21 protein-coding genes are annotated in these 20,534 nt (G+C 70.8%); 9 read left to right on the forward strand and 12 right to left on the reverse strand.

Annotation, left to right across the window (positions count from 1 at the left end; genetic code table 11):
* The first annotated feature begins 2 nt into the window (after positions 1-2).
* On the forward strand, positions 3-644 hold the full coding sequence (locus tag ABTW65_RS06075; RefSeq protein ID WP_350659053.1) for a DUF305 domain-containing protein: 642 nt from the start codon (positions 3-5) through the stop codon (positions 642-644).
* Positions 645-684: 40 nt separating this feature from the next.
* Here ABTW65_RS06075 and ABTW65_RS06080 read toward each other — a convergent pair whose 3' ends face one another.
* The 7 genes from ABTW65_RS06080 to ABTW65_RS06110 all read right to left on the reverse strand — a co-directional run bounded on the left by ABTW65_RS06080 (position 685) and on the right by ABTW65_RS06110 (position 6,281).
* Positions 685-1,935 (reverse strand): MFS transporter, encoded by a 1,251-nt coding sequence (locus ABTW65_RS06080; protein WP_350659054.1) that lies wholly within the window; start codon positions 1,933-1,935, stop codon positions 685-687.
* Positions 1,932-2,126 carry a DUF3046 domain-containing protein gene (locus ABTW65_RS06085; protein WP_350659055.1) on the reverse strand — a complete coding sequence of 65 codons (195 nt, stop codon included), beginning with the start codon at positions 2,124-2,126 and terminating at the stop codon, positions 1,932-1,934. The genes ABTW65_RS06080 and ABTW65_RS06085 overlap by 4 nt, the downstream gene beginning before the upstream one ends.
* Before the next feature lie 33 nt (positions 2,127-2,159).
* Complete coding sequence (locus ABTW65_RS06090) at positions 2,160-3,302, reverse strand: methyltransferase domain-containing protein (RefSeq protein ID WP_350659056.1); 1,143 nt, start codon at positions 3,300-3,302, stop codon at positions 2,160-2,162.
* Between the two features lie 71 nt (positions 3,303-3,373).
* Positions 3,374-4,186 (reverse strand): ABC transporter permease, encoded by an 813-nt coding sequence (locus tag ABTW65_RS06095; protein ID WP_350659057.1) that lies wholly within the window; start codon positions 4,184-4,186, stop codon positions 3,374-3,376.
* A gap of 1 nt (position 4,187) precedes the next feature.
* Entirely contained in the window at positions 4,188-5,018 is an 831-nt protein-coding gene (locus tag ABTW65_RS06100; protein ID WP_350659058.1) for an ABC transporter permease, read from the reverse strand.
* A complete protein-coding gene (locus ABTW65_RS06105) occupies positions 5,018-5,947 on the reverse strand; it encodes an ABC transporter ATP-binding protein (protein WP_256328383.1) in 930 nt (309 codons plus the stop codon). The genes ABTW65_RS06100 and ABTW65_RS06105 overlap by 1 nt, the downstream gene beginning before the upstream one ends.
* A gap of 16 nt (positions 5,948-5,963) precedes the next feature.
* Positions 5,964-6,281, reverse strand: a complete 318-nt coding sequence (locus ABTW65_RS06110; protein WP_350659059.1) for a hypothetical protein — start codon at positions 6,279-6,281, stop codon at positions 5,964-5,966.
* A 176-nt stretch (positions 6,282-6,457) separates the two neighbouring features.
* Here ABTW65_RS06110 and ABTW65_RS06115 point away from each other — a divergent pair, with 176 nt between their 5' ends.
* On the forward strand, positions 6,458-8,497 hold the full coding sequence (locus tag ABTW65_RS06115) for a HelD family protein (protein WP_350659060.1): 2,040 nt from the start codon (positions 6,458-6,460) through the stop codon (positions 8,495-8,497).
* Entirely contained in the window at positions 8,494-9,078 is a 585-nt protein-coding gene (locus ABTW65_RS06120; protein ID WP_350659061.1) for a GNAT family N-acetyltransferase, read from the forward strand. Before ABTW65_RS06115 ends, ABTW65_RS06120 begins: the two co-directional genes overlap by 4 nt.
* Here the strand turns inward: ABTW65_RS06120 and ABTW65_RS06125 are convergent.
* Positions 9,068-9,763, reverse strand: coding sequence for an aspartate/glutamate racemase family protein (locus tag ABTW65_RS06125; protein WP_350659062.1), 696 nt, complete (start codon positions 9,761-9,763; stop codon positions 9,068-9,070). The genes ABTW65_RS06120 and ABTW65_RS06125 overlap by 11 nt on opposite strands.
* A gap of 5 nt (positions 9,764-9,768) precedes the next feature.
* On the reverse strand, positions 9,769-10,101 hold the full coding sequence (locus ABTW65_RS06130; protein ID WP_350659064.1) for a type II toxin-antitoxin system PemK/MazF family toxin: 333 nt from the start codon (positions 10,099-10,101) through the stop codon (positions 9,769-9,771).
* 91 nt (positions 10,102-10,192) lie between these two features.
* Between ABTW65_RS06130 and ABTW65_RS06135 the strand changes: the two genes are divergently transcribed.
* Positions 10,193-10,612: a pyridoxamine 5'-phosphate oxidase family protein gene (locus tag ABTW65_RS06135; protein ID WP_350659065.1), complete on the forward strand. Its 420-nt coding sequence runs from the start codon at positions 10,193-10,195 to the stop codon at positions 10,610-10,612.
* A gap of 7 nt (positions 10,613-10,619) precedes the next feature.
* On the opposite strand, the gene ABTW65_RS06140 is transcribed toward ABTW65_RS06135, so the two are convergent.
* Positions 10,620-11,699, reverse strand: coding sequence for an NAD(P)-binding domain-containing protein (locus ABTW65_RS06140; protein WP_350659066.1), 1,080 nt, complete (start codon positions 11,697-11,699; stop codon positions 10,620-10,622).
* Positions 11,700-11,823: 124 nt separating this feature from the next.
* Here ABTW65_RS06140 and ABTW65_RS06145 point away from each other — a divergent pair, with 124 nt between their 5' ends.
* The 5 genes from ABTW65_RS06145 (at position 11,824) to ABTW65_RS06165 (ending at position 18,531) form a co-directional block, all read left to right on the forward strand.
* Positions 11,824-13,164, forward strand: a complete 1,341-nt coding sequence (locus ABTW65_RS06145; protein WP_350659067.1) for a cytochrome P450 — start codon at positions 11,824-11,826, stop codon at positions 13,162-13,164.
* Positions 13,165-13,172: 8 nt separating this feature from the next.
* The gene (locus tag ABTW65_RS06150) at positions 13,173-14,762 is read left to right on the forward strand and encodes a succinic semialdehyde dehydrogenase (RefSeq protein WP_350659068.1); all 1,590 of its coding nucleotides are present in this window, start codon (positions 13,173-13,175) and stop codon (positions 14,760-14,762) included.
* Positions 14,759-16,294 carry a class I adenylate-forming enzyme family protein gene (locus ABTW65_RS06155; protein ID WP_350659069.1) on the forward strand — a complete coding sequence of 512 codons (1,536 nt, stop codon included), beginning with the start codon at positions 14,759-14,761 and terminating at the stop codon, positions 16,292-16,294. Before ABTW65_RS06150 ends, ABTW65_RS06155 begins: the two co-directional genes overlap by 4 nt.
* Complete coding sequence (locus tag ABTW65_RS06160; protein ID WP_350659070.1) at positions 16,291-17,121, forward strand: SDR family oxidoreductase; 831 nt, start codon at positions 16,291-16,293, stop codon at positions 17,119-17,121. Before ABTW65_RS06155 ends, ABTW65_RS06160 begins: the two co-directional genes overlap by 4 nt.
* A gap of 87 nt (positions 17,122-17,208) precedes the next feature.
* On the forward strand, positions 17,209-18,531 hold the full coding sequence (locus ABTW65_RS06165) for an APC family permease (RefSeq protein WP_350659071.1): 1,323 nt from the start codon (positions 17,209-17,211) through the stop codon (positions 18,529-18,531).
* On the opposite strand, the gene pdxR is transcribed toward ABTW65_RS06165, so the two are convergent.
* Together pdxR and ABTW65_RS06175 are read right to left on the reverse strand one after the other, a co-directional pair.
* The gene (pdxR, locus tag ABTW65_RS06170) at positions 18,454-19,845 is read right to left on the reverse strand and encodes a MocR-like pyridoxine biosynthesis transcription factor PdxR (protein ID WP_350659072.1); all 1,392 of its coding nucleotides are present in this window, start codon (positions 19,843-19,845) and stop codon (positions 18,454-18,456) included. The two genes, ABTW65_RS06165 and pdxR, sit on opposite strands and share 78 nt — an antisense overlap.
* Positions 19,846-19,906: 61 nt before the next feature.
* A complete protein-coding gene (locus ABTW65_RS06175) occupies positions 19,907-20,485 on the reverse strand; it encodes a DEAD/DEAH box helicase family protein (RefSeq protein WP_350659073.1) in 579 nt (192 codons plus the stop codon).
* Positions 20,486-20,534: the final 49 nt, after the last annotated feature.

The following is a 20,534-nucleotide window of genomic DNA, read 5'->3' on the forward strand; positions in this document are numbered from 1 at the left end:
AGATGCGTACGCAACGTCCCCTCTTCCGCGCGACCTGGGCGGCGGCCGGCCTGGCCGTGCTGCTCACCCTGTCTGCCTGCGGCGGCAGCGACGAGGCCGAGGCGCCTCAGAAGCTCTCGGAGACCGAGCACAACAAGGCCGATGTCACCTTCGCGACCGACATGATCCAGCACCACGCCCAGGCCCTGTCGATGGTCGACCTGACCATGGACCGCAAGCTCGAGCCCGAGGTCCAGGAGCTGGCGGACTCGATCCGGGCGGCCCAGAGCCCCGAGATCGAGACCATGTCCGGCTGGCTCCAGGAGTGGGGCGAGGAGGTGCCGTCGACGATGCGTGACCACGTCAACGGCGGCCACGAGGGCCACAGCGAGGAGGACAGCAGCATGTCCGACTCGATGGAGGGCATGGACGAGGACATGCCCGGGATGATGTCGGCCGAGGACATGGACTCCCTCGAGAACGCCTCCGACGCCGAGTTCAGCGACATGTGGCTGAAGATGATGATCGAGCACCACGAAGGCGCGATCGAGATGTCCGAGACCGAGCAGGACGAGGGCCAGTTCAAGCCCGCCGTCGACCTGGCCGGGACGATCATCGAGTCCCAGACGGCCGAGATCGACACCATGGAGAAGCTCATCGGCTGAGCACGCCGTCACGGGCAGGGCCGCCCAACGGCCCTGCCCGTCAGGCGGGCGCGTCGGCGGACCGACGAACCACGTACGCAGCTCCGAACAGCACCATGACCAGCAGGATCGTGGCGAGCGCGAGTGCCGGATATCCGGCCAGGTCGACGACGACGCCCGAGACCGCCCCGGCGGCGGCAGCGGAGACGCCCATGATCAGGTCGGCGGTGCCCTGGACGTCGGCGCGAACCTCGAGCGGGGTGTGGTCAGCGACCGAGGTGGCCGCCGCGATCGTGGCCAGCGACCAGCCGAGGCCGAGCAGGAAGAGCCCGACGAAGATCCGCCCCGAGCTGCCCTGCGGCGCCGCGGCACACAGGACCAGGGACACCAGGAGCACTCCGCCGCCGAGCGCCATCACGTCGGCCCGGCCGATGCGGTCGGCGAGCCAGCCGGCGATAGGCGCGAAGGCGAACATGCCCAGGACGTGCCCGCTGATCACCAGTCCGATGACCTCCAGGCCGGCGCCGCCGTGCTCCATGTGGAGCGGCGTCATCACCATCACCGCCACCATCGTGGCGTGGGCCGCCGCCTGCCCGACGACCGCCGCCGCCAGCGCGGGGCGCTCCCGGATCACCGCGATCGCCCGGCGCCAGCTCGTGCCCTTCGCCTTCTCCGTGACCGGAGCACCCTCCCGGGCGACCAGCAGCGGGTCAGGCCGCAGGAAGACCCCGACCACCAGCGCGGCGGCCAGCATCGCCATCGACCCGATCGCGAACGGCCCGGTCAGGACAGGGATCCCGACGGCTTCAGAGAAGATCTCGGCGACGCCGGTCAGGTTGGGGCCGATCACCGCACCGAACGTCGTCGCCCAGACCACGACCGACAGCGCTCGCGCACGGCTCCTGGCAGGGGCCAGGTCGGTGGCCGCGTAGCGCGCGCCGTTGTTCGCCGCGGTGGTCGCGCCCAGCAGCACCGCGCCGACCAGCAGCAGTGTCATCGAGCCGACCACGCCCGCCAGCACCGCCAGCAGCCCACCGGCCGCCCCGAGCAGGTAGCCGGCCAGCAGCCCGAATCGGCGCCCGCGCGCGTCCATGACCCGCCCCAGGACGTACGCAGCGACGGCGGCGCCGAGCACCTGGGTCGTCTGGGAGAGACCCGCCATCGACTCCGAGCCGGACAGGTCGCGTGCCAGCAGGGACGCGGTCGCGATGCCGATGGTGATGCCCATCGCCCCGACCGCCTGGGTGGCGACCAGGGTGAGGATGGTGCGCTTCTGGACCGCGGCCACCGAGCCCGGTGCGAGCACTGTCACCGCTCACGCGCCGGCAGCTCCAGGGCATTCCAGACCGCGGCCCAGACCTCTTTGGGCGGAACCCCGTCGTCGAGCGCCTCCTGGGCGGTGCGCCCGCCCAGCTCGCCCATGACGAACTGGCGGGCCCACGCTCGCGCGTAGCCCGCGCCGAGCGCCTCATCCATCCGGGACCAGAACTCCGTGTGTCTCATCGTCTCGAATGCTACTCAGGCCCAGTCTCTGGCTCAGGTGCGCCGGCGGGCGAGGACGTCGAGCCAGACCTCGCCGAGACGTCCGTCGGCGTGCCCCACCTCGAGCACCTCCCAGCCCGCCTCGTCCAGCGCCGCCCGGAGCGCGGGCTCGCGCCAGTAGACGAAGAGGCGGGGCGCCTCGACGCGACCGCGGTTGGTCCACTCCTCGCCGTCGCCCTCCTTCAGCGACACGTGCAGCGCACCGCCGGGGCGGGTCACCTCGGCAAGCCGGGCGAGCACCGTCCCGATGTCGTCACGCGCCACGTGCAGCAGCGTCGCCGAGGCCCAGACCGCGGCATAGGGAACGTCGGGGTGCACCGGGTCGCGGAGGTCGTCGGTCAGCGGGTCCAGGCAGGCAGCGGCGTACCCCTGCTTGCGCAGGTGCGCCACGAACCCCTCGCTGATGTCGGTGCGCCGGACCCGTACTCCCCCGGCCTCGAGGGCCTTCGCGTCGTGGCCGGGCCCGGTGCCGATCTCGAGCACGTGGTCGCCGGGCTCGAGCGCGGCCAGGAACCTGTCCAGGACCGAACGGTTCTCCTCGGAGAACGAGCTGCCCTGGACGTACGTCGCGACGCTGGCGTCGTAGGCGGCGACGGTCGCCTGCTTGGCGGCCGAGCGTACGTCCCACAGGTGGTGGACGACGTCGTGGAGGTGGTAGCGGCCCAGCGACTCGACGCTGAACACGTCGCCGTTGGACCGGGTCCCGCGACGACCCCACGCGTCCGGCGGCACCTTCTCGTAGATCGTGGCGATCTCGTCGGCGGCGTCCATCAACTGCTCGGCGACGACGACCGGGTCCTGGCTCGCATAGTCGCCCTCACTGGCGGCCACATCCTGGTCCCAGTTGGCGAATTGCGGCTCGTCCTCGGTCAGCATCTGCTGCAGCCGCTCGCCGAAGACGCGGTGGACGTCGCGTACGTGTGCTCCGTACTCCAGCACCGACCACACCCCCGGCTGAGGGCGGTCGCGGGCGTTGTCGGCGGCGAGGTAGATCTCCCAGTAGGTCGCGTTGTCCCGCACGATCTCGGGGAGCTGGTCCGCGGTCACGGCCCCGGCGACGAAGCCGCACTCCGGGCAGGGCCGGTCGAGGACCCAGGTCCAGTCCTTGGTGTCCGGCTGGATCGCGTCATAAGTCATGGATCAATCTTGACGGCCAGCCAGGGCCGCCACGAGGGAGATCCTGCCTTTGAGACGCGAGTTGCTGCCGCTCAGGTGAGGAGTAGGGAGTCGAGCCGGCGGCGCACGACGATGAGCCCGACCGCCCCGAAAGCGAGCAGGTAGACCACCGAGACCAGCGAGCCCCACGACGGCACCCCGAGCGTCAGCTCGCGACACAGCACGACGCCGCGGTAGAGCGGCGTGACCTCCACGATCCAGCGCAGCCACTCCGGATAGGCCGTCACCGGAAAGAACGTCGCGCTGAACAGGAACATCGGCATCATCGCGAGGGTGACCTTCTCGAAGTCCTGCCAGGAGGTCATGTACGTCGTCAGCGCCATGCCCACGGCCCCGAAGGCCGACCCGATGAGCAGCGCCGCCGGCACCACCAGCAGCGCCCACCAGGAGTGGACCAGGTCCATCGCGACCATGATCAGCAGGAACGCGGTCACGTAGATCCCGCTGCGAAGCTGGTTCCAGAGGATCTCGCCGACCGCGATGTCGGCCGTACGCAGCGGGGTGGCCAGCATCTGGTCGTAGAGCTTGTTGTACTTCAGCTTGAAGAAGAAGTTGAACGTCGCATCCAGCAGCGACCCGTTCATCGCCGAGGCCGCGATCATCCCGGGCGCGACGAACTCGCGGTAGTCGACCGGCTTGCCGGCGTACTCGAAGCCGACCACCATCGCGCCCACGCCGATGCCGATCGAGAACAGGTAGAAGACGGGCTCCAGGAAGCCGGTGATGAAGACCAGCCAGGCGCGCCGGTAGACCAGGATGTTGCGCCACAGCAGCAGCCGGGCGGCCTCGCCGCCCCGCAGCGGCCGGGCGACGGTGGCGCCCACGGCGGCAGTGAAGAGTGCCATGTCAGGAGACCAGCCTCTCGCCCAGCTTGCGCACCGCGAGCCACCAGCAGACGCCCGCGAGCAGCCCGAGATAGCCGACGTGGACGGCGGCCAGCGCCCAGTCGATCTCGCCCAGCGCGAGCATCCGGGTCAGGTTGACGCCCTGCCACAGCGGCGAGGCCATCGCGACCTTCTCCAGCACCGGCCCGAGGTTGGCGACCGGGAAGAACGTGCCGGAGAAGAGCGTCAGCGGGATCATCCCCAGCCGGAAGATCAGCGCGAAGGACTCCTCGCCCTTGATCGAGAGCGAGAACAGCAGCACCGGCGTCGCGAAGGCCAGCACGACCAGCCCCTGCACGAGCCACGCCGCCAGCACGCCCCACCACGTCTCGAAGACCCCGAAAGGGGCCAGGACCAGCAGGAAGACGCCGCAGGCGAACAACGTACGCAGCATCAGGAAGCCCAGCTGGGCCAGCACGATGTGGGAGGCGGTCAGCGGCGAGGCGATCATCGAGAAGTAGATCCGCTGCCACTTGACCATCCCGTAGACCGGGTAGGTCATCTCGGAGAAGGCGATCGTCATCGCGTGGGCCGCGACCATCCCCGGTGCGACGAACGCCAGATAGGAGTCGGCGCCCTCCAGGGTGGCCGGATCCGCCTTCACGAAGCCGCCGAGCAGCACGCCCAGCGCCAGCACGTAGAAGAACGGCGTCACGAAGGTCGTGATCACCCCGCCCTTCCAGGTGCGCGCCAGGACGGTGAGCCAGTAGTCGCCCATCCGCAGCGCCCCGGAGACCAGCCCCGCGGGCGCGGTCGGCGGGGTCGCCGGCCCCGAGTCGGCGTAGTCGGTCATCAGTCCACCAGGGTCCGGCCGGTCAGGTGCAGGAAGACGTCCTCGAGCGAGGAGCGCCGCACCAGGGTGGCCACCGGCGACAGGTCGCGGCTGTGGACGGCCTCGATGACCGCCTCGCCGTCGTCGCTGTAGAGCAGCAGCCGGTCGGGCAGCACCTCGACCCGCTCGGCGAGGTCCTCGACCTTGGCAGCCAGCGCCTCGTGCTCACCGACGCCGAAGCGCAGCTCGGCGACCTCACGGGTGGAGTGCTGCTGGATGAGTCCCAGCGGAGTCCCGTGGGCCACGATCCGGCCCTGGTCCATCACGACGAGCTCGTCGCACAGCTGCTCGGCTTCGTCCATGTAATGGGTGGTCAGCAGCAGCGTCACGCCCGCCTGCTTGAGCCGGAAGAGCCGGTCCCAGATGACGTGACGGGCCTGCGGGTCCAGGCCGGTGGTCGGCTCGTCGAGGACCAGGATCTCGGGTCGGTTGATCAGGCTCCGGGCGATCGTCAGTCGTCGTTTCATGCCGCCGGAGAGGTCGTCGACCTTCGCCTTGGCCTTGTCGGTGAGCTGGACGAAGTCGAGCAGCTCCTCGATCCGTCCCTTCACCTCGGCCCGCGGCAGCCCGAAGTAGCGGCCGTAGACGAAGAGGTTGTCGTAGACGTTGAGCTCGACGTCGAGGGTGTCCTCCTGCGGGCACACCCCGAGCCGCGCCTTGATCTTCGGCCCGTCCTTGGCCGGATCCATCCCGAAGACCCGCAGCTCTCCCCCGCTCGGCGGCGAGACGCAGCAGATCATCCGCATCGTCGAGGACTTGCCGGCGCCGTTGGGCCCCAGGAAACCGAAGGCCACACCGGGGCGTACCGACACGTCGATCCCGCGCACCGCCTCGAAGTCGCCGAAGGACTTGCGCAAGCCGCGCGCCGAGATCATCAGGTCCTCACCCACGTCGGCAAAGACTAGATCACGCCTGTCGGCGCTGGCGCCGGTTGTAGTCGCGCATCCGCTGCGGTACGCCGACCACGGCAGCGTCGTAGGACGGGACCTGGTGCTTGTTGGCGAACTTGTGCGCCCACTGCGCCGACGGCACCCGCCGCCGGGTCCACTCGCCGTCATGCGCGACCAGAAGCAGGGTCACCTCGCTGACGACCGTACGCGGCTCGACGAACCCCTCGACACCACGTCGGGTCTTCACGAACTGCTCGAGATGCTGTTGGTCGGTGGAGTCCGCGGCGCGCACCCTTGTGGATCCGGTGTAGCTCTCGCCTGTCGGACGGCTCATGCGCGTCCCGCGGCGTCGGAAACGATCGAACAGGCTCACGGAGCAATTGTGCATCCCAGTGCCCAACGCACGCCCCGATAAACCTGTTGGGCGCCCACTCCGTGGTCGCCTATGTTGGAGCCTTTGACCCCACGCCCCGTCGAACCCTGCCGCCACGGAGAAGCGATGAACCAGCCATGCCCATAGACGACCTCGACGCCGAGCGCGAGCATCTGGCCGCCTCCCGGCAGGATCTGGCTCGGATGCGGCGGAAGGTGGAGTCGCTGGACTCCTCGACGGCCGGCAACTGGGTCAGCGCCGAGATCCTCGACGCCACGCTCGCGCGCCGGCTGGAGCAGCTCGCCGACGATCCGGAGGTGCCGCTCTTCTTCGGGCGCATCGACCGGATCGCTGATGCTGGAGCGGAATCGTTCCACATCGGACGGCGCCACATCTCCGACGGCGCGGGCGACCCGATGGTGGTCGACTGGCGGGCTCCGGTCAGCGTCCCGTTCTACCGGGCGTCGCGGACCGAGCCGATGGGGCTGGCGCGGAGACGGCGCTACGGGTTCTCCCACGGGGAACTGACGGCGTTCGAGGACGAGTCGCTGACCGACGCCGGGCCCGGGCAGGAGCACTCGGCGATCCTGGAGGCCGAGATCGAGCGGCCGCGCGTGGGACCGATGCGCGACATCGTCGCGACCATCCAGCCCGAGCAGGACGTCCTGGTCCGCGCCGACCTGTCGCAGACGATCGTCGTGCAGGGTGCGCCAGGGACGGGGAAGACGGCCGTGGGGCTGCACCGGGCGGCGTACCTCCTCTACGCGCACCGCGACCAGCTGACCCGGCGCGGGGTTCTGATCATCGGCCCCAACGCCTCGTTCCTGCGTTACATCCGCGACGTGCTCCCCGCGTTGGGCGAGATCGAGGCCAAGCAGGCGACGATCGCGGAGCTGGTCGCCATCCATGGCGCCGTCCGCGCGGAGGAGGCCGCGCCGGTGGCGACGCTGAAGGGCGACGTACGCATGGCCGAGGTGCTCCGTCGGGCGGTCTGGTCCCACGTCGGCGAGCCGGAGGATGCCCTGGTCGTCCCGCGCGGCTCGCGACGCTGGCGGGTGCCGACCTACGAGGCGCGGGAGGCGCTGGAGGGGCTGCGCGCCAACGATCTCAGGTACGCCGCGGGCCGGGCGCTGCTCCCGCGCGCCCTGGCCCACCGGGTGCTGGTGCAGATGGAGCGCTCGGGCGACTCGCCCGACGACCGGGTGCACGACGCGGTCGCGCGGGCCAAGCCGGTCAAGGACTACGCCGCCGCGCTCTGGCCCGATCTCAAGCCCACCCGGGTCCTGTTTCGGCTGTTCACCGACGCGGCATGGCTCGCAGAGGTCGCTGACGGGCTGGTCTCGGAGACGGAGCAGGCGAGCCTGCTCTGGGAGAAACCGCCGCGCTCGGCCGGGGCGGCGCGCTGGTCGCTGGCCGACCTGGTGCTCCTAGACGAGATCGCCGACCTCCTCGACCGCACTCCGTCGGTGGCCCACATCGTCGCCGACGAGGCCCAGGACCTCTCCGCGATGATGCTGCGCGCGCTCGGCCGTCGCTCGACCACGGGGTCGCTGACGATCCTCGGTGACCTCGCCCAGGCGACCACGCCGTGGGCCTCCTCGTCCTGGGCCGATGCGCTGGCACACCTCGGCAAGCCCGACGGCCATGTCGAGCAGCTGACGCGTGGGTTCCGGGTCCCGGCCGACGTGATCGCCTACGCGGCCCGCCTCCTCCCCCACATCGCCCCCGACCTCGAGCCGCCGGTCGCGGTGCGCCGCACTCGCGGTGACCTCGCCTTCACCACCTCGTCGGTCATCGAGGCGCTCGAGGCTGCGCTGGAGCGCCCCGGGTCGGTGGGGCTGATCGTGCCCGACGCCTCGCTGGCGACGGTGCGCACCGAGCTGACCGAGGCCGGGCTCTCCTTCGCCGAGATCGGGGTGACGGCCGATGAGGAGACCGAGTTCGACGCCCATCTCGACCTCGTTCCCGCCTCGCTGGCGAAGGGACTCGAGTTCGACCACGTGGTCGTCTCCGACCCCACGGGGATCGTCGCCGGCGAGCCCGACCGCGACACCGGCCTCCGGCGTCTCTACGTCTGCCTCACCCGTGCGGTCACCTCCCTGGTCGTGCGCCACGAAGGTCTGCCCGAAGAACTCGGTGGCGTCCCGGAACGGGTGGATGCGAAAGTAGGCGCATGATCGACGCCCGACCTGATCCGCTGGAGAAGGCCGACTGGCCGCTACGCACCGAGCGTCTGGTGATCCGCCGGATGACGCCCGCCGACATCGAGCCGACCTGGGCATTCCGAGGGCTTCCCGAGGTGGCCGAGTGGGTGACGACCGCGTTCGCGGACCTCGAGGCCTACCGCAAGGTCTTCGAGAACCCCGACGTCATCGGGCCCGGTCTGGTGATCGAGCGCGACGGTGTCATCGTCGGCGACCTCATGCTGCGGATCACCGACCCCTGGTCGCAGACCGAGGTGCGCGAGCATGCCAACGGCACCCAGGCCGAGCTCGGCTGGACGATCGACCCCGCCCACCAGGGCAACGGCTACGCCACCGAGGCCGTACGCGCCGTGCTCGACGTCTGCTTCGGCCCCCTGGGTCTGCGCCGGGTCGTCGCGGAGTGTTTCGCCGACAACGAGGCCTCCTGGCGGCTCATGGAGCGCCTCGGCATGCGACGCGAGTCGCACACCGTCAAGGACTCCCTGCACCGCACCCGCGGCTGGCTCGACGGCCTCTCCTACGCGATCCTCGCCGAGGAGTGGTCTACGCCCTGAGGGCAGCCTCGATCGCCGCCTCGCAGTGCAGCCGGGTCGTCGGGAACAGCGGCACACCCGCGTACGTCTCGATCGGCAGCAGGAGCTCGATCTCGGTGCACCCGAGGATCACGCCCTCGCAGCCGGCGCCGACGAGACGGTCGATGACCTCGAGGTACGCCTGCCGGGAGCTGTCCAGGAACGTCCCCAGACACAGCTCGTCGTAGATGATCCGGTGGACGGTCTCCTGGTCCGGCTCGGTGGGGACGACGACCTCGAGGCCGTGACCGCGGAGCCGGTCGGCGTAGAACGGCTGCGACATCGTGAACCCGGTGCCGAGGAGCCCCACCCGACCGACACCTGCGGCCCCGACCGCGGCCGCCGTCGTGTCGCCGAGGTGCAGGAACCGATCCCCGTACGTCTCCTCCAACGCCCCGGCCACCTTGTGCATCGTGTTGGTGGCCAGCACGATCACCTCGGCTCCGGCGTCGCTGAGCGTCGCCGCCTCCTCGGCAAGGCGCTCCCCCGCGCGCTCCCACTCGCCGGCGGCCTGCATCTCCTCGATCTCCGCGAAGTCGACCGACCGTACGAGCAGGTCCGCCGAGTGCAGTCCGCCGAGCCGCTTCGCGGTGATCTCGTTGAGCAGGCGGTAGTACTCCGCCGTCGACTCCCAGCTCATCCCACCCAGTACGCCGATCCGTCGCATGCCACTCAGTCTCCCTGGGCGAGACGGAGGGCATCTTCGATCTCGCTGAGCTTCGCGGAGGACAGGGCTCCTGCTCGCTCGATCAGGTCGTCGCGGGACAGGGTGGTCAGCCACGTGCACGGGGTGAAGCCCGGGCGCGGCAACGCGAACCGAAGCACGCCTTCCAAGGGCAGTCCGTCCATGGCGCCTACTGCGACTTCGACGCCCAGACCGGCGAGGTCGACACCCGCTGGAGCGACGACCTGCATCACCTGGATCCCGGACGCCTCGTCTCCCGACAGCAGCACGACCAGCCGCCGCTCGTCGAACTCCACCCACCAGACTTCGCCACGCTGCACATGTCCTCCTGACACGGGACGCCAGGCCACAGCGTAGAGGCCCTCGAAAAACAATCGGCGGCCACATTGACCAACAAGTACGGTCGAAAGCATGGGTATTCCACTCACAGACCGCCAAGAGCTTCTGACCCAGCCCCTGATCGCAGCGCTCTCAGTAGCCCGAGAAGACGGAAGAGCGCCCCTGACCGTCCCGATCTGGTACGACTACACCCCCGGCGGAGACGCATGGTTCGTCACCGGCAAGGACTCCCTGAAGACGAGACTGATCCGCGCCGCGGGACGGTGCACGCTGATGGTCGAGCGGCTCGAGCCGACGGTCCGGTACGTCTCGATCGAGGGTCCGGTGCAGATCGCGGATGCCGCCGAGGGCGAATCAGAGGCGATGGCGCGGCGCTACCTGCCTCCCGAGGCAGCCGACGCCTACCTGGCGCAGGCGGCGAACTTTCCGCCCGAGGTGACGATCCGGCTCACCCCGGAGCACTGGATCTCCGCCGACCTCGGCGCGCTGTGATCGAGGCTCACGGAGCCACGAGCTGACCCTTCTCGGCCAGCTGTCGCCGGACCGCGAGGGCCGCGGCCCGGCCGGCGCGGCTGGCCCCGATGGTGCTCGCGGAGGGACCGTAGCCGACGAGCTGGACACGCGGGTCGTACGCAGCGGTGACGGCGGTCTGGACGTCGGCGGAGTCGCGCAGCAGCGGAATCCCGCCATGCGAACTGCGCAGATGAAGCGGGGCGAGGTGGGTGACGGCGGGGCGGAACCCGGTGGCCCACAGGATCGCGTCGACCGGCTCGAACGCCCCCGAGTCCCATCGCAGCCCGTCCGGCTCGATGCGGGAGAACATAGGCAGCCGGCGTCCATAGACCCCGAGCCGCGCGGCCTCCTGCTCCTGCGGACGTAGCGAGAGACCGGTGACGCTGACGACGCTCGCGGGCGGCAGGCCGGCCTCGACCCGCTCGGCCACCATCGCCACCGCCTCGCGCCCACGCTCGGCGTCGAAGTCGGTGCGCCAGACCGGCTCGCGCCGGGTCACCCAGAGGACGTCGGTCACCGGCGCGAGCTCGCCGAGGAACTGCACCGCCGAGGCTCCCCCGCCGACCACCGCGACCCGCTTCCCCCGGAAGTGCGCAGAACCGGGATAGTCGTGGGTGTGCACCTGCTCCCCGAGGAAGGTCGAGGCCCCCGGGTAGTGCGGGACGAACGGTCGCGTCCAGGTTCCGGTCGCGTTGATCAGCGTCCGGGTGAACCAGGTCCGCCCGTCGGCCGAGTTCACGGCGAGCAGGTCGCCGACCGAGGTCACCGAGGCGACCTTCACCGGGCGCTCCACGGGCAGGTCGTGCAAGGACTCATAGGTCCCGAACCATCCCGGCACGGCGACGTTCGCACGCTCCCCGGACTCCCCCGGTGCCCGCCCGTCGGGCAGGTCGGCCACGCCGTGTACGTCGTGCATGGTCAGCGAGTCCCAGCGGTGCTGCCAGGCGCCACCGGGGCGCCGCTCGGCATCGAGCACGACGTGGCGTACGCCCAGCCGGCTGAGGTGGTAGGACGCCGACAAACCGGCCTGACCGGCACCGATCACCACTGATTCGTAGCTCTCCACGCACACCTCAACAACGCGCCGGCCACATCCATGCCCCGTGAAACACTGCGGGAACACGTTCTACTTGACTAACCTCAGCAGAGTCACTCGGGACCGGGAGGTCGGACACGATGGATCAGGCACCATGACAGCGACCGAGGCGCTACGCGAGGTCCCACGACTCGCGCCCGGCGACCGCGGCCTCCCCTGGATCGGCCGGCTGCTGGCCTACTCACGCGACCCGGTCGGCTTCTACCGGCACCAGTGGGAGACGTACGGTCCGGTCTCGCCGTTCTTCCGCGCCGGCGAGGCCGGGGTGGTCGTGCTCGGACCGGACGCCTGCGAGGCGGTGCTGCGCAACAAGGAGAAGGCGTACGCCAACGGGCCGGCCTGGGGGCAGATCGTCGGCCCCTTCTTCGACCACGGCCTGATGCTGCTCGACTTCGAGGAGCACCACGCCCATCGCCGCATCATGCAGGAGGCCTTCACCCGGGACCGGCTCGCCACCTACACCACCGCGATGCACCCGGCGATCGCGCAGGGCATGCGCGGCTGGGCCAACGCGCTGGCGTTCCAGGCCTATCCGCGGCTCAAGCAGCTCACCCTCGACATCGCCGCCGACATCTTCATGGGTGGTGCTGCCGAGACCAGCCGGGCCGAGATGGACCGGGTCAACAAGGCGTTCATCGCCTGCGTGCAGGCGGCCGCCGGTGTCGTACGCGGCGATGTGCCGTTGACCCGCTGGGGCCGGGCGTTCCGCGGGCGGAAGGTGCTGGAGGGCTTCCTGCGCCACTACCTCCCCGCCAAACGAGCCACCGCGAGCGACGACATCTTCTCGGTGCTGTGCCACATCGAGACCGACGACGGCGAGCGGTTCAGCGACGAGGACGTCGTCAATCACATGATCTTCCTGATGATGGCCGCGCACGACACCTCGACCATCACCGCCTCGACGATGCTCCAGTACCTCGGCCAGCATCCGCAGTGGCAGCAGCGCTGCCGCGAGGAGTCCCTGGCGCTCGGCGAGGCGCCGACGATGCAAGAGATCGAGAGCCTCACCAGCCTGGACCTGGTGATGCGGGAGGCGCTGAGGCTGCGTGCCCCGGTGCCCGCGCTGATGCGGCGTACCGTCAAGGAGACCAGCCTCCTCGGGGTCCGGATCCCAGCCGACACCGGCGTGATGGTCGGGGTCCAGTACAGCCACATGATGGAGGACTACTGGACCAACCCGGGCGTCTTCGACCCCGAGCGCTTCGCGCCGCACCGGCGCGAGGACAAGAGCCACCGGATGGCGTGGGAGCCGTTCGGCGGCGGGGTGCACAAGTGCATCGGACTCTACTTCGCCGGCCTCGAGGTCAAGTCGATCCTGCACCGGGTCCTGCGCGACTACCGGTGGAGCGTCTCCCCCGGCTACCGCGCGCCCCTGGACAACAGCTCGCTGCCGTTCCCGAAGGACGGCAACCCCATCCATCTGACCCGGATCTGAGGAGATCGATGACCACGAAGACAACGGAGGCCGCGAGCGTACGTCCCGGCTGGATCGACGACGCACGGCTCGCCTCATGGACCCGATGGGTGGCCTGCGCGGTCTCCGGAGGTGACGGCACGCTGACCGCGACCGCGCCGTACGACGCCCGGCCGACCGCCCCGGTGCCGTCGGTCACCACTGCGGACGTCGCCGAGGCCGCGGCCGCGGCGCGGGCGGCCCAGCCAGACTGGGCCACTCTGGCCTTCCAGGACCGCGCCGAGGTCATGCTCCGCTTCCACGACCTGCTGGTCGAGCGCCAGGACGAGGTGCTCGACCTGATCCAGTGGGAGATGGGCAAGGCCCGCTTCCACGCCTGGCAGGAGATCCTCCAGGTCGGCACCATCGCCCGCCACTACGCCCGGCGCGGCCCGGCGTACCTGGCCGACAAGCGGGTTCGCGGGGCCATCCCCGGCATCACCTCCGTGAAGGAGGTGCGGGTGCCGAAGAAGGTCGTCGGGATCATCTCGCCGTGGAACTACCCGCTCTATCTCGGGGTCGGCGACGCCATCCCGGGCCTGCTCGCCGGGGCGGCGGTGATCAGCAAGGCCGACCCGCAGGCGCCGTTGACGCTGCTGTGGGCCCGGGCGCTGATGGCCGAGGCAGGACTGCCCGAGCACGTCTGGCAGGTCGTCACCGGACCGGGCGCGGCCACCGGTGAGGCGGTCATCGACAACGTCGACTACATCGCCTTCACCGGCTCGACAGCCACCGGGCGGATCGTGGCCCAGCGCGCCGCGGGCCGGCTGATCGGCGCCTCGCTCGAGCTCGGCGGGAAGAACCCGCTCATCGTCCGCCGCGACGCCGACCTCGCCCAGGCCGCTCGCGGCACGGTGATGGCGGCCTTCGCCAACACCGGCCAGATGTGCGTCCACATCGAGCGCGTGGTGGTGCACGAGGACGTCTACGACGCCTTCCGCCAGGCGCTGGTCGCCGAGACGGAGGGCCAGGTCGTCAGGCAGACCTTCGACTACTCGGCCGACGTCGGGTCGCTGGCCTCGCAGGCACAGCTCGACAAGGTCACCGCCCACGTCGCCGACGCGGTCGCGAAGGGCGCGACCGTTCTGGCCGGTGGTGAGCCGCTCGCCGAGGTCGGTCCGTACGCCTTCGCCCCGACCGTCCTGGAGGGCGTGACCGACGAGATGGACCTATGCCTGGGCGAGACCTTCGGCCCGGTCCTCGCGCTCTACCGCGCAGACAGCGACGAGGACGCGGTCCGGATCGCCAACCAGGGCGAGGCCGGGCTGTCGGCGAGCGTGTTCAGCAAGAACGTACGCGAGGCCGACATGATCGCTCGCCGCATCCGCGCGGGCGCGGTGAACATCAACGACGGCGCCGCCCTGGCGGCCGGGAGCATCGAGGCGGGGATGGGTGGCATGGGTTCGAGCGGGCTCGGGCGCCGCCACGGCGCGGACGGGATCCGAAAGTTCACCGACGCCCAGACCCTCGCGGCCTCCCGGATGGGGCCGATCGGGCCGTTCAAGGGGCAGACGGTCGAGAAGTTCGTGCAGCTCGGCAACGGGCAGCTCAAGGCGCTGCGGAAGCTGGGTGCCCGGTGAGCGCGCCGGGCGAGCACAATCTCGCGGTGCTGGCCGAGGAGTCCTACGCCCGTCACGGCGATTACCCGATGGTCTTCTTCGAGGGCGCCTGGCACACCTCCAAGGAGATCGCCGAGCGGTCCGCACGGGTCGCCGGCGGCCTGCGCGGGCTTGGGATCGAGCCCGGCGACCGGGTCGTGGTGCTCACCATGAACACCCCCGAGGTCTTCGTCAGCTATCGCGCCCTGTGGCGCCTCGGCGCGGTGGTGACCCCGGTGATCTTCCTGCAGACCCCGCCCGAACTACGTCACATCCTGGAGGACTCCGGGGCCAGCGCGGCGATCGTCACGCCCGAACTGCTGCCGCTGGTGCAGGCGGCCGCCGAGGGCCTCGAGCTCACCGTCATCGTGGCCGGAGACGTCCCTGAGGGAACCGATGCGGTGACGTACGAGAGCCTGGAGAGCGCCGAGCCGATCGATATCGCGCCTCGCGGTGACGACGACCTCGCGGCCCTGCTCTACACCGGCGGCACCACCGGGCGGGCCAAGGGCGTGATGCTCAGCCACCGCGGGCTGTGGGAGTCCGGCCACGCCCTCCACCGGGTCGGGGAGAGCCAGGGCACGACACGGTGGCTGCTGCCGCTGCCGCTCTCCCATGCGTACGGCCTGATCGTGGTCATCAGCGGGATGCACTCCTCGCGTCCGCAGAGCTCGGTGCTGCAGCGCTGGTTCGACGCCAAGGGGTGGCTCGAGCTCGCCCAGGAGCATCGGATCGAGTCGAGCACGGTGGTCCCCTCGATGCTGCAGATGCTGCTCGACCAGCCCTACCAGGACTACGACCTGAGCTCGCTGCGCTCCTTCGGCAGCGGCGGCGCGCCGCTGCTGCCGGCGCTGCGGGAGAAGGCGGAGGAGGCCTTCGGCGTGACCATCCTGGAGGGCTACGGCTGCACCGAGTCGAGCGCGGTCATCGCCGCCTCGACCGTCGAGGAGTCGCGGCCCGGCAGCGTCGGCAAGCCGCTCTCCCACGCCGAGGTGATCATCGCCGGCCCCGACGGTTCCCCCGTCCCGACGGGCGAGGAGGGCGAGATCTGGGTGCGTGGTCCCGGAGTGATGCAGGGCTACTGGAACGACCCGGCCCAGACCGCCGCCACCGTCGTCGACGGCTGGCTGCACACCGGCGACATCGGCCACTTCGACGCCGACGGCTACCTCTACGTCGACGACCGGATCAAGGACCTGATCATCCGGGGCGGGTTCAACGTCTTCCCCCGCGACGTCGAGGACGCGCTCCTCGCCCACGAGGCGGTCACCGCTGCCGCGGTGGTCGGGCGCCCCGACGCTCAGCGAGGCGAGGAAGTGGTCGCGGCGGTCGCCCTCCATCCCGGCGCCCGGACCACCCCCGAGGAGCTGATCGCCTTCGTCAAGACACGGCTCGCGCCGCACAAGTACCCCCGCGAGGTGCTCATCCTCGACGCCGTCCCCGTCACCAGCGTGGGCAAGACCGACAGAAAAGCCGTACGCAGCCTGGTCCGCACCACCGAAGGAGAGTCATGACACGCCAGATCGAGGGAACCTCCATCATCGTCACCGGAGGCGCCCGTGGCATCGGCCGCGCCACGGTCGAGCGGCTGGCCCGCGCCGGGGCGACGGTCGCCGTCGGCGACCTGGACCCGGATCTGCTCGAGGATCTGACCACCGAGCTCGGGCCGCGGGTCGTGGCCGCACATCTCGACGTCACCGACCCCGCCTCCTGGCGCACGTTCCTCGAGTCGGTCGCCGACCTGGGCCCGTGGGACGTGCTGGTCAACAACGCCGGGATCATGCCGCTCGGGTCGGTCCTGAAGGAGGAGGACGCGCTCACCCGGGCGATCTTCGAGGTCAACGTGCACGGCCCGATCAACGGGATCAAGGCGGTCGCGCCGGCGATGGTCGACCGAGGTCAGGGTCACATCGTCAACGTCGCCTCGGCGGTCGGGCGGGTGCCGGTGCCGGACGCGGCGACCTACTCGGCATCGAAGTTCGCCGTGGTCGGCTTCTCGGAGGCGCTGCGGATGGAGCTGGCACCGTCCGGGGTCGACGTCTCGCTCATCCTGCCGGCGGTGGTGCAGACCGAGCTGGCCGACGGGGTGCCACAGGCGAAGGGGATGAAGCCGGTCACTCCCGAGGACGTCGCGGCCGCGATCGAGTCGGTCATCCGCGAACCGCGGCCCGAGGTCTGGGTGCCCAACTGGGCCCAGGCCCTGACCAAGATCACCCAGGCGATGCCGCGCCGGTTCCAGGACTTCGTCGACCGTGCCACCAACGCCTCGCAACTGCTCGCGGGCGTCGACCCGGCGGCGCGCGCGGCGTACGAGAAGCGGGTGCGGCGCAACGTACGTTAGGGCGCCGATTGGCCCAGTGATTGGCCCAGGAGACGGGGGCCTGATTGGCCGGGCGGGGAGGGCTCTGCGCTCACTAGCGTCACGCTTGTGAACAACGACGGACTCTCCGTGCCCCAGGGCGCGGCCCTCACCCTCGGTGCGGTGCTCGGCACCGGTGTCATCTCCCTGCCCGCGCTGGCGGCGAGCGAGGCCGGACCGGCCTCGCTCGTGGCCTGGCTGGCGCTGATCGTGCTCTCGGTGCCGCTGGCGGCGACCTTCGCAGCGCTGGGGGCGCGGCATCCTGACGGCGGCGGGGTGGCGACGTACGCACGGCTCGCCTTCAACCAGCACGTCGCGACGATGGTGGGCTGGGCGTTCTACCTGACGATCGGCGTGGGGGCGCCGGTCGCGGCGGGGTTCGGTGGGGCGTACGTCGCGGACGCCTTCGGCGGCGGACAGAGCATGTCGCTGGCGGCGACGGCGGCGATCATCGTGCTGGTCACCGCGATGAACTGGTTCGGGATCAAGGTGTCCGGGGGCGTACAGCTGGCGATCGCCGGCGCCATCGCGGTGCTGCTCGCGGTGGCGGTCGTGGTGGCACTGCCGCACGCCGAGCTGGAGCGGCTGACGCCGTTCGCGCCGCACGGGTGGGGCTCGGTCGGCACCGCGGCGGCGATGCTGGTGTGGGCGTTCGCGGGGTGGGAGATCCTCTCCTCGCTGTCGGCCGACTACCGCGACCCGGCGCGCGACATCCGCCGGGCGACCGTCATCGCGCTGGTGGTCGTCACGGTGCTCTACCTCGGGATCGCGTTCGCGACGGTCGCGGCGCTCGAGTCCACCTCCGGTGCCGCACCCCTGGCGGACCTGCTCGTGCTCGGCTTCGGCGAGCCCGCGCGGCCGGTCACAGCCGTGGTCGCGGTGCTGCTGACCGTCGGGGCGATCAACGCCTACTTCGCCGGCGGCTCGCGGCTCGGGGCGTCGCTGGCCCGTGAGGGCGGGCTGCCTCGGGTCCTCGCCGCCCCGGCCTCCGAGATCCCCCGTCGCTCGCTGCTCGCGATCTGTGCCGTCGCGCTCGGCACCCTCGCGGTGACCTGGGTGGCGGGTTCCTCGACGGACGCGGCGCTGCTGATGGCTTCGGGTACGTTCTCGCTGCTCTACGTGGTGGGCGCGGCGGCCGCGCTGCGGCTGCTGCCGCGGGGAGGGCGGTCGTGGTGGGCCGCCGTCTGCTCGCTGGTCGCGGCGCTGATCCTGCTGGGTCTCACCGGTGCGCACCTGCTCGGCCCGCTGGTCTGTGGCGGCGCCGGTCTGGCCTGGTCGCTGGCCACGTCACGTCGGGCCCGGTCGCGGCGGGTTTCACGCCCAGCCCGCGAGGTCGGCCAGGAGCTCGAGCCCGCGCGGGAGGCTCTCTGTGCGGACGGCTCCGTAGCCTAGGAAGAGACCGTCGCGGCCAGGAAGCAGCCGATGAGCGGCGATCGTGTCCAGCGCCAGTCCCTCGGCCGCGGCACGTTCGGGCAGGTCGGCGGGGAGCTCCGCGTAGGCCGACAGGTGCAGTCCTGCAGCCGACGGGAGCACCTCGACCGGCCACGTGGAGAGGGCCTCGAGGAGGAGCGAGCGGCGCTCGGCGTACGTCCTGGACGCCTTGCGCACATGACGGGCGAGAAGGCCCTCCTCCAGGAAGCGGGCCAGGGCGGCCTGGGGCTGGACGGGGCCGAAGCCGTCGCCGAGCTGTTTGGCGGCCAGGAGGCTGTCGACCAGCGATCCCGGGGCGACGAGATAGCCGGTACGCAGGCTCGGCAGCAGCGACTTGGAGAAGGTGCCGACATAGATCACCCGGCCCTGATCGTCCATGGCGTGCAGCGGTTCCAGGGGCCGCTCGGTGAACCGGAACTCGCTGTCGTAGTCGTCCTCCACGATCCCTGCGTCGTGCGTGTTCGCGAAGGCGAGCAGGGCTCGGCGGCGTGGGAGGGAGAGGCGTACGCCGAGCGGGAACTGGTGGCTCGGGGTCGTGTAGACGAGCCGGGCCTGCTCCGGGATCTCCTCGACGACCAGCCCTTCCTCGTCGACCGGGACCGGCACCACCCGGGCGCCGTGCGAGGCGAAGAGGTCGATCGCGGACGGGTAACCAGGGTCCTCGACGGCGACGACGTCGCCCGGCTCCAGGAGCACCCGGGCGACGAGATCGAGCGCCTGCTGGGTGCCGCTGGTGACCACGATCTGCCCCGGGTCTGCCCGCACCCCACGGTGGTAGGCCACCGTGTGCGCCAGCGCCTCGCGCAGCCTCGGCAGCCCGGCCGGCGAGGCGTACGTGCCCGGGTTGTGGCCGCGCAGCCGCGACTCGGCCGCGAGGATCCGCCGCCAGGTCTCGAACGGGAAGAGCTCGGCGTCGGGGATGCCCACCCGCAGGTCGTACGCCGGGACCGCCGCCTCCGCGCTCGTCGGCCGCGGCGCCCAGCGCCAGCCCGGGCGCGGGGTCAGTGAGCCGGGAGCGTGGTCTCGTCGCTGCCGCGTGGTCTCGGCGACGTACGTCCCCGCGCCCACGTGCGACTCCAGGAACCCCTCCGCGACCAGCCGCTCATAGACCGTGGCGACCGTGTTCCGGGAGATGCCGAGGTCCTTGGCCAGCGCCCGGCTCGCGGGCAGCCGGTCGCCCGCCTTGAGCCTGCCGTCGGCGAGCGCGTCGCGCAGCGCCTGGTAGAGCGACGCGGATCGTACTGCGCGGTCGGTCAGGTCAAGCGCGAGGTCCACAGCGGGATTGGACCACACCTGCGCGCCGAGCGCGCGTGGGTTTCAGGACAGCCGGCACACATCAGGGATTGGTCGGCAGTCCGAGGCGGGTGATGATCTCCTCGGCGGTCTCAGCCGCGGACAGGCGGGTGTTGTCGACCACGGTGTGCGGGAAGTCCAGCGGGAACGGCATCTCCGGGCCGGTCGAGAGCACATGGCGCTCGTTCCAGTCCACGGCGTTGGCCCTCGCCCACTCGGTGTCGCGCTTGGACGGCTTCGCGGCCAGCCGCTCAGGGGTGCCCTCGCGGCTCAGACGGGTCGACATGTCGGCGTACAGCTCGACGCAGTCGACCTTCCCTCCCGCCTCGACCACAGGAGCGACCAGACTGGTGACGGCCTGCGCGTCCTCGGGGAGCTCGAGCGCCCAGACATAGGTGAAGATGAGGCCCGGGAGCTCGGAGGCCACCGCCTCCTCGATCACCCGTCGCCGGAACTCGGCCTTGAGCACGCCGAACGACGGCATCTCCCAGTCGAAGACCTCCAGCAGCGGCTCGATCGTGGCGTGGTTGTGAAAGAGGCGGTACGGCGTACGTGCCGCGATCTCCCGCCCCACGCTCATCTTGCCGACCGCCGGTGGGCCGAAGAGGTTGATGAGATGCATGGGGTAAGTGTGGCCGCTGAGTGTCGGTGGTCGCGACTAGGTTTGTTCC

It is taken from the genome of Nocardioides sp. NPDC127503 (genome assembly GCF_040302165.1).
GTDB lineage: Bacteria > Actinomycetota > Actinomycetes > Propionibacteriales > Nocardioidaceae > Nocardioides.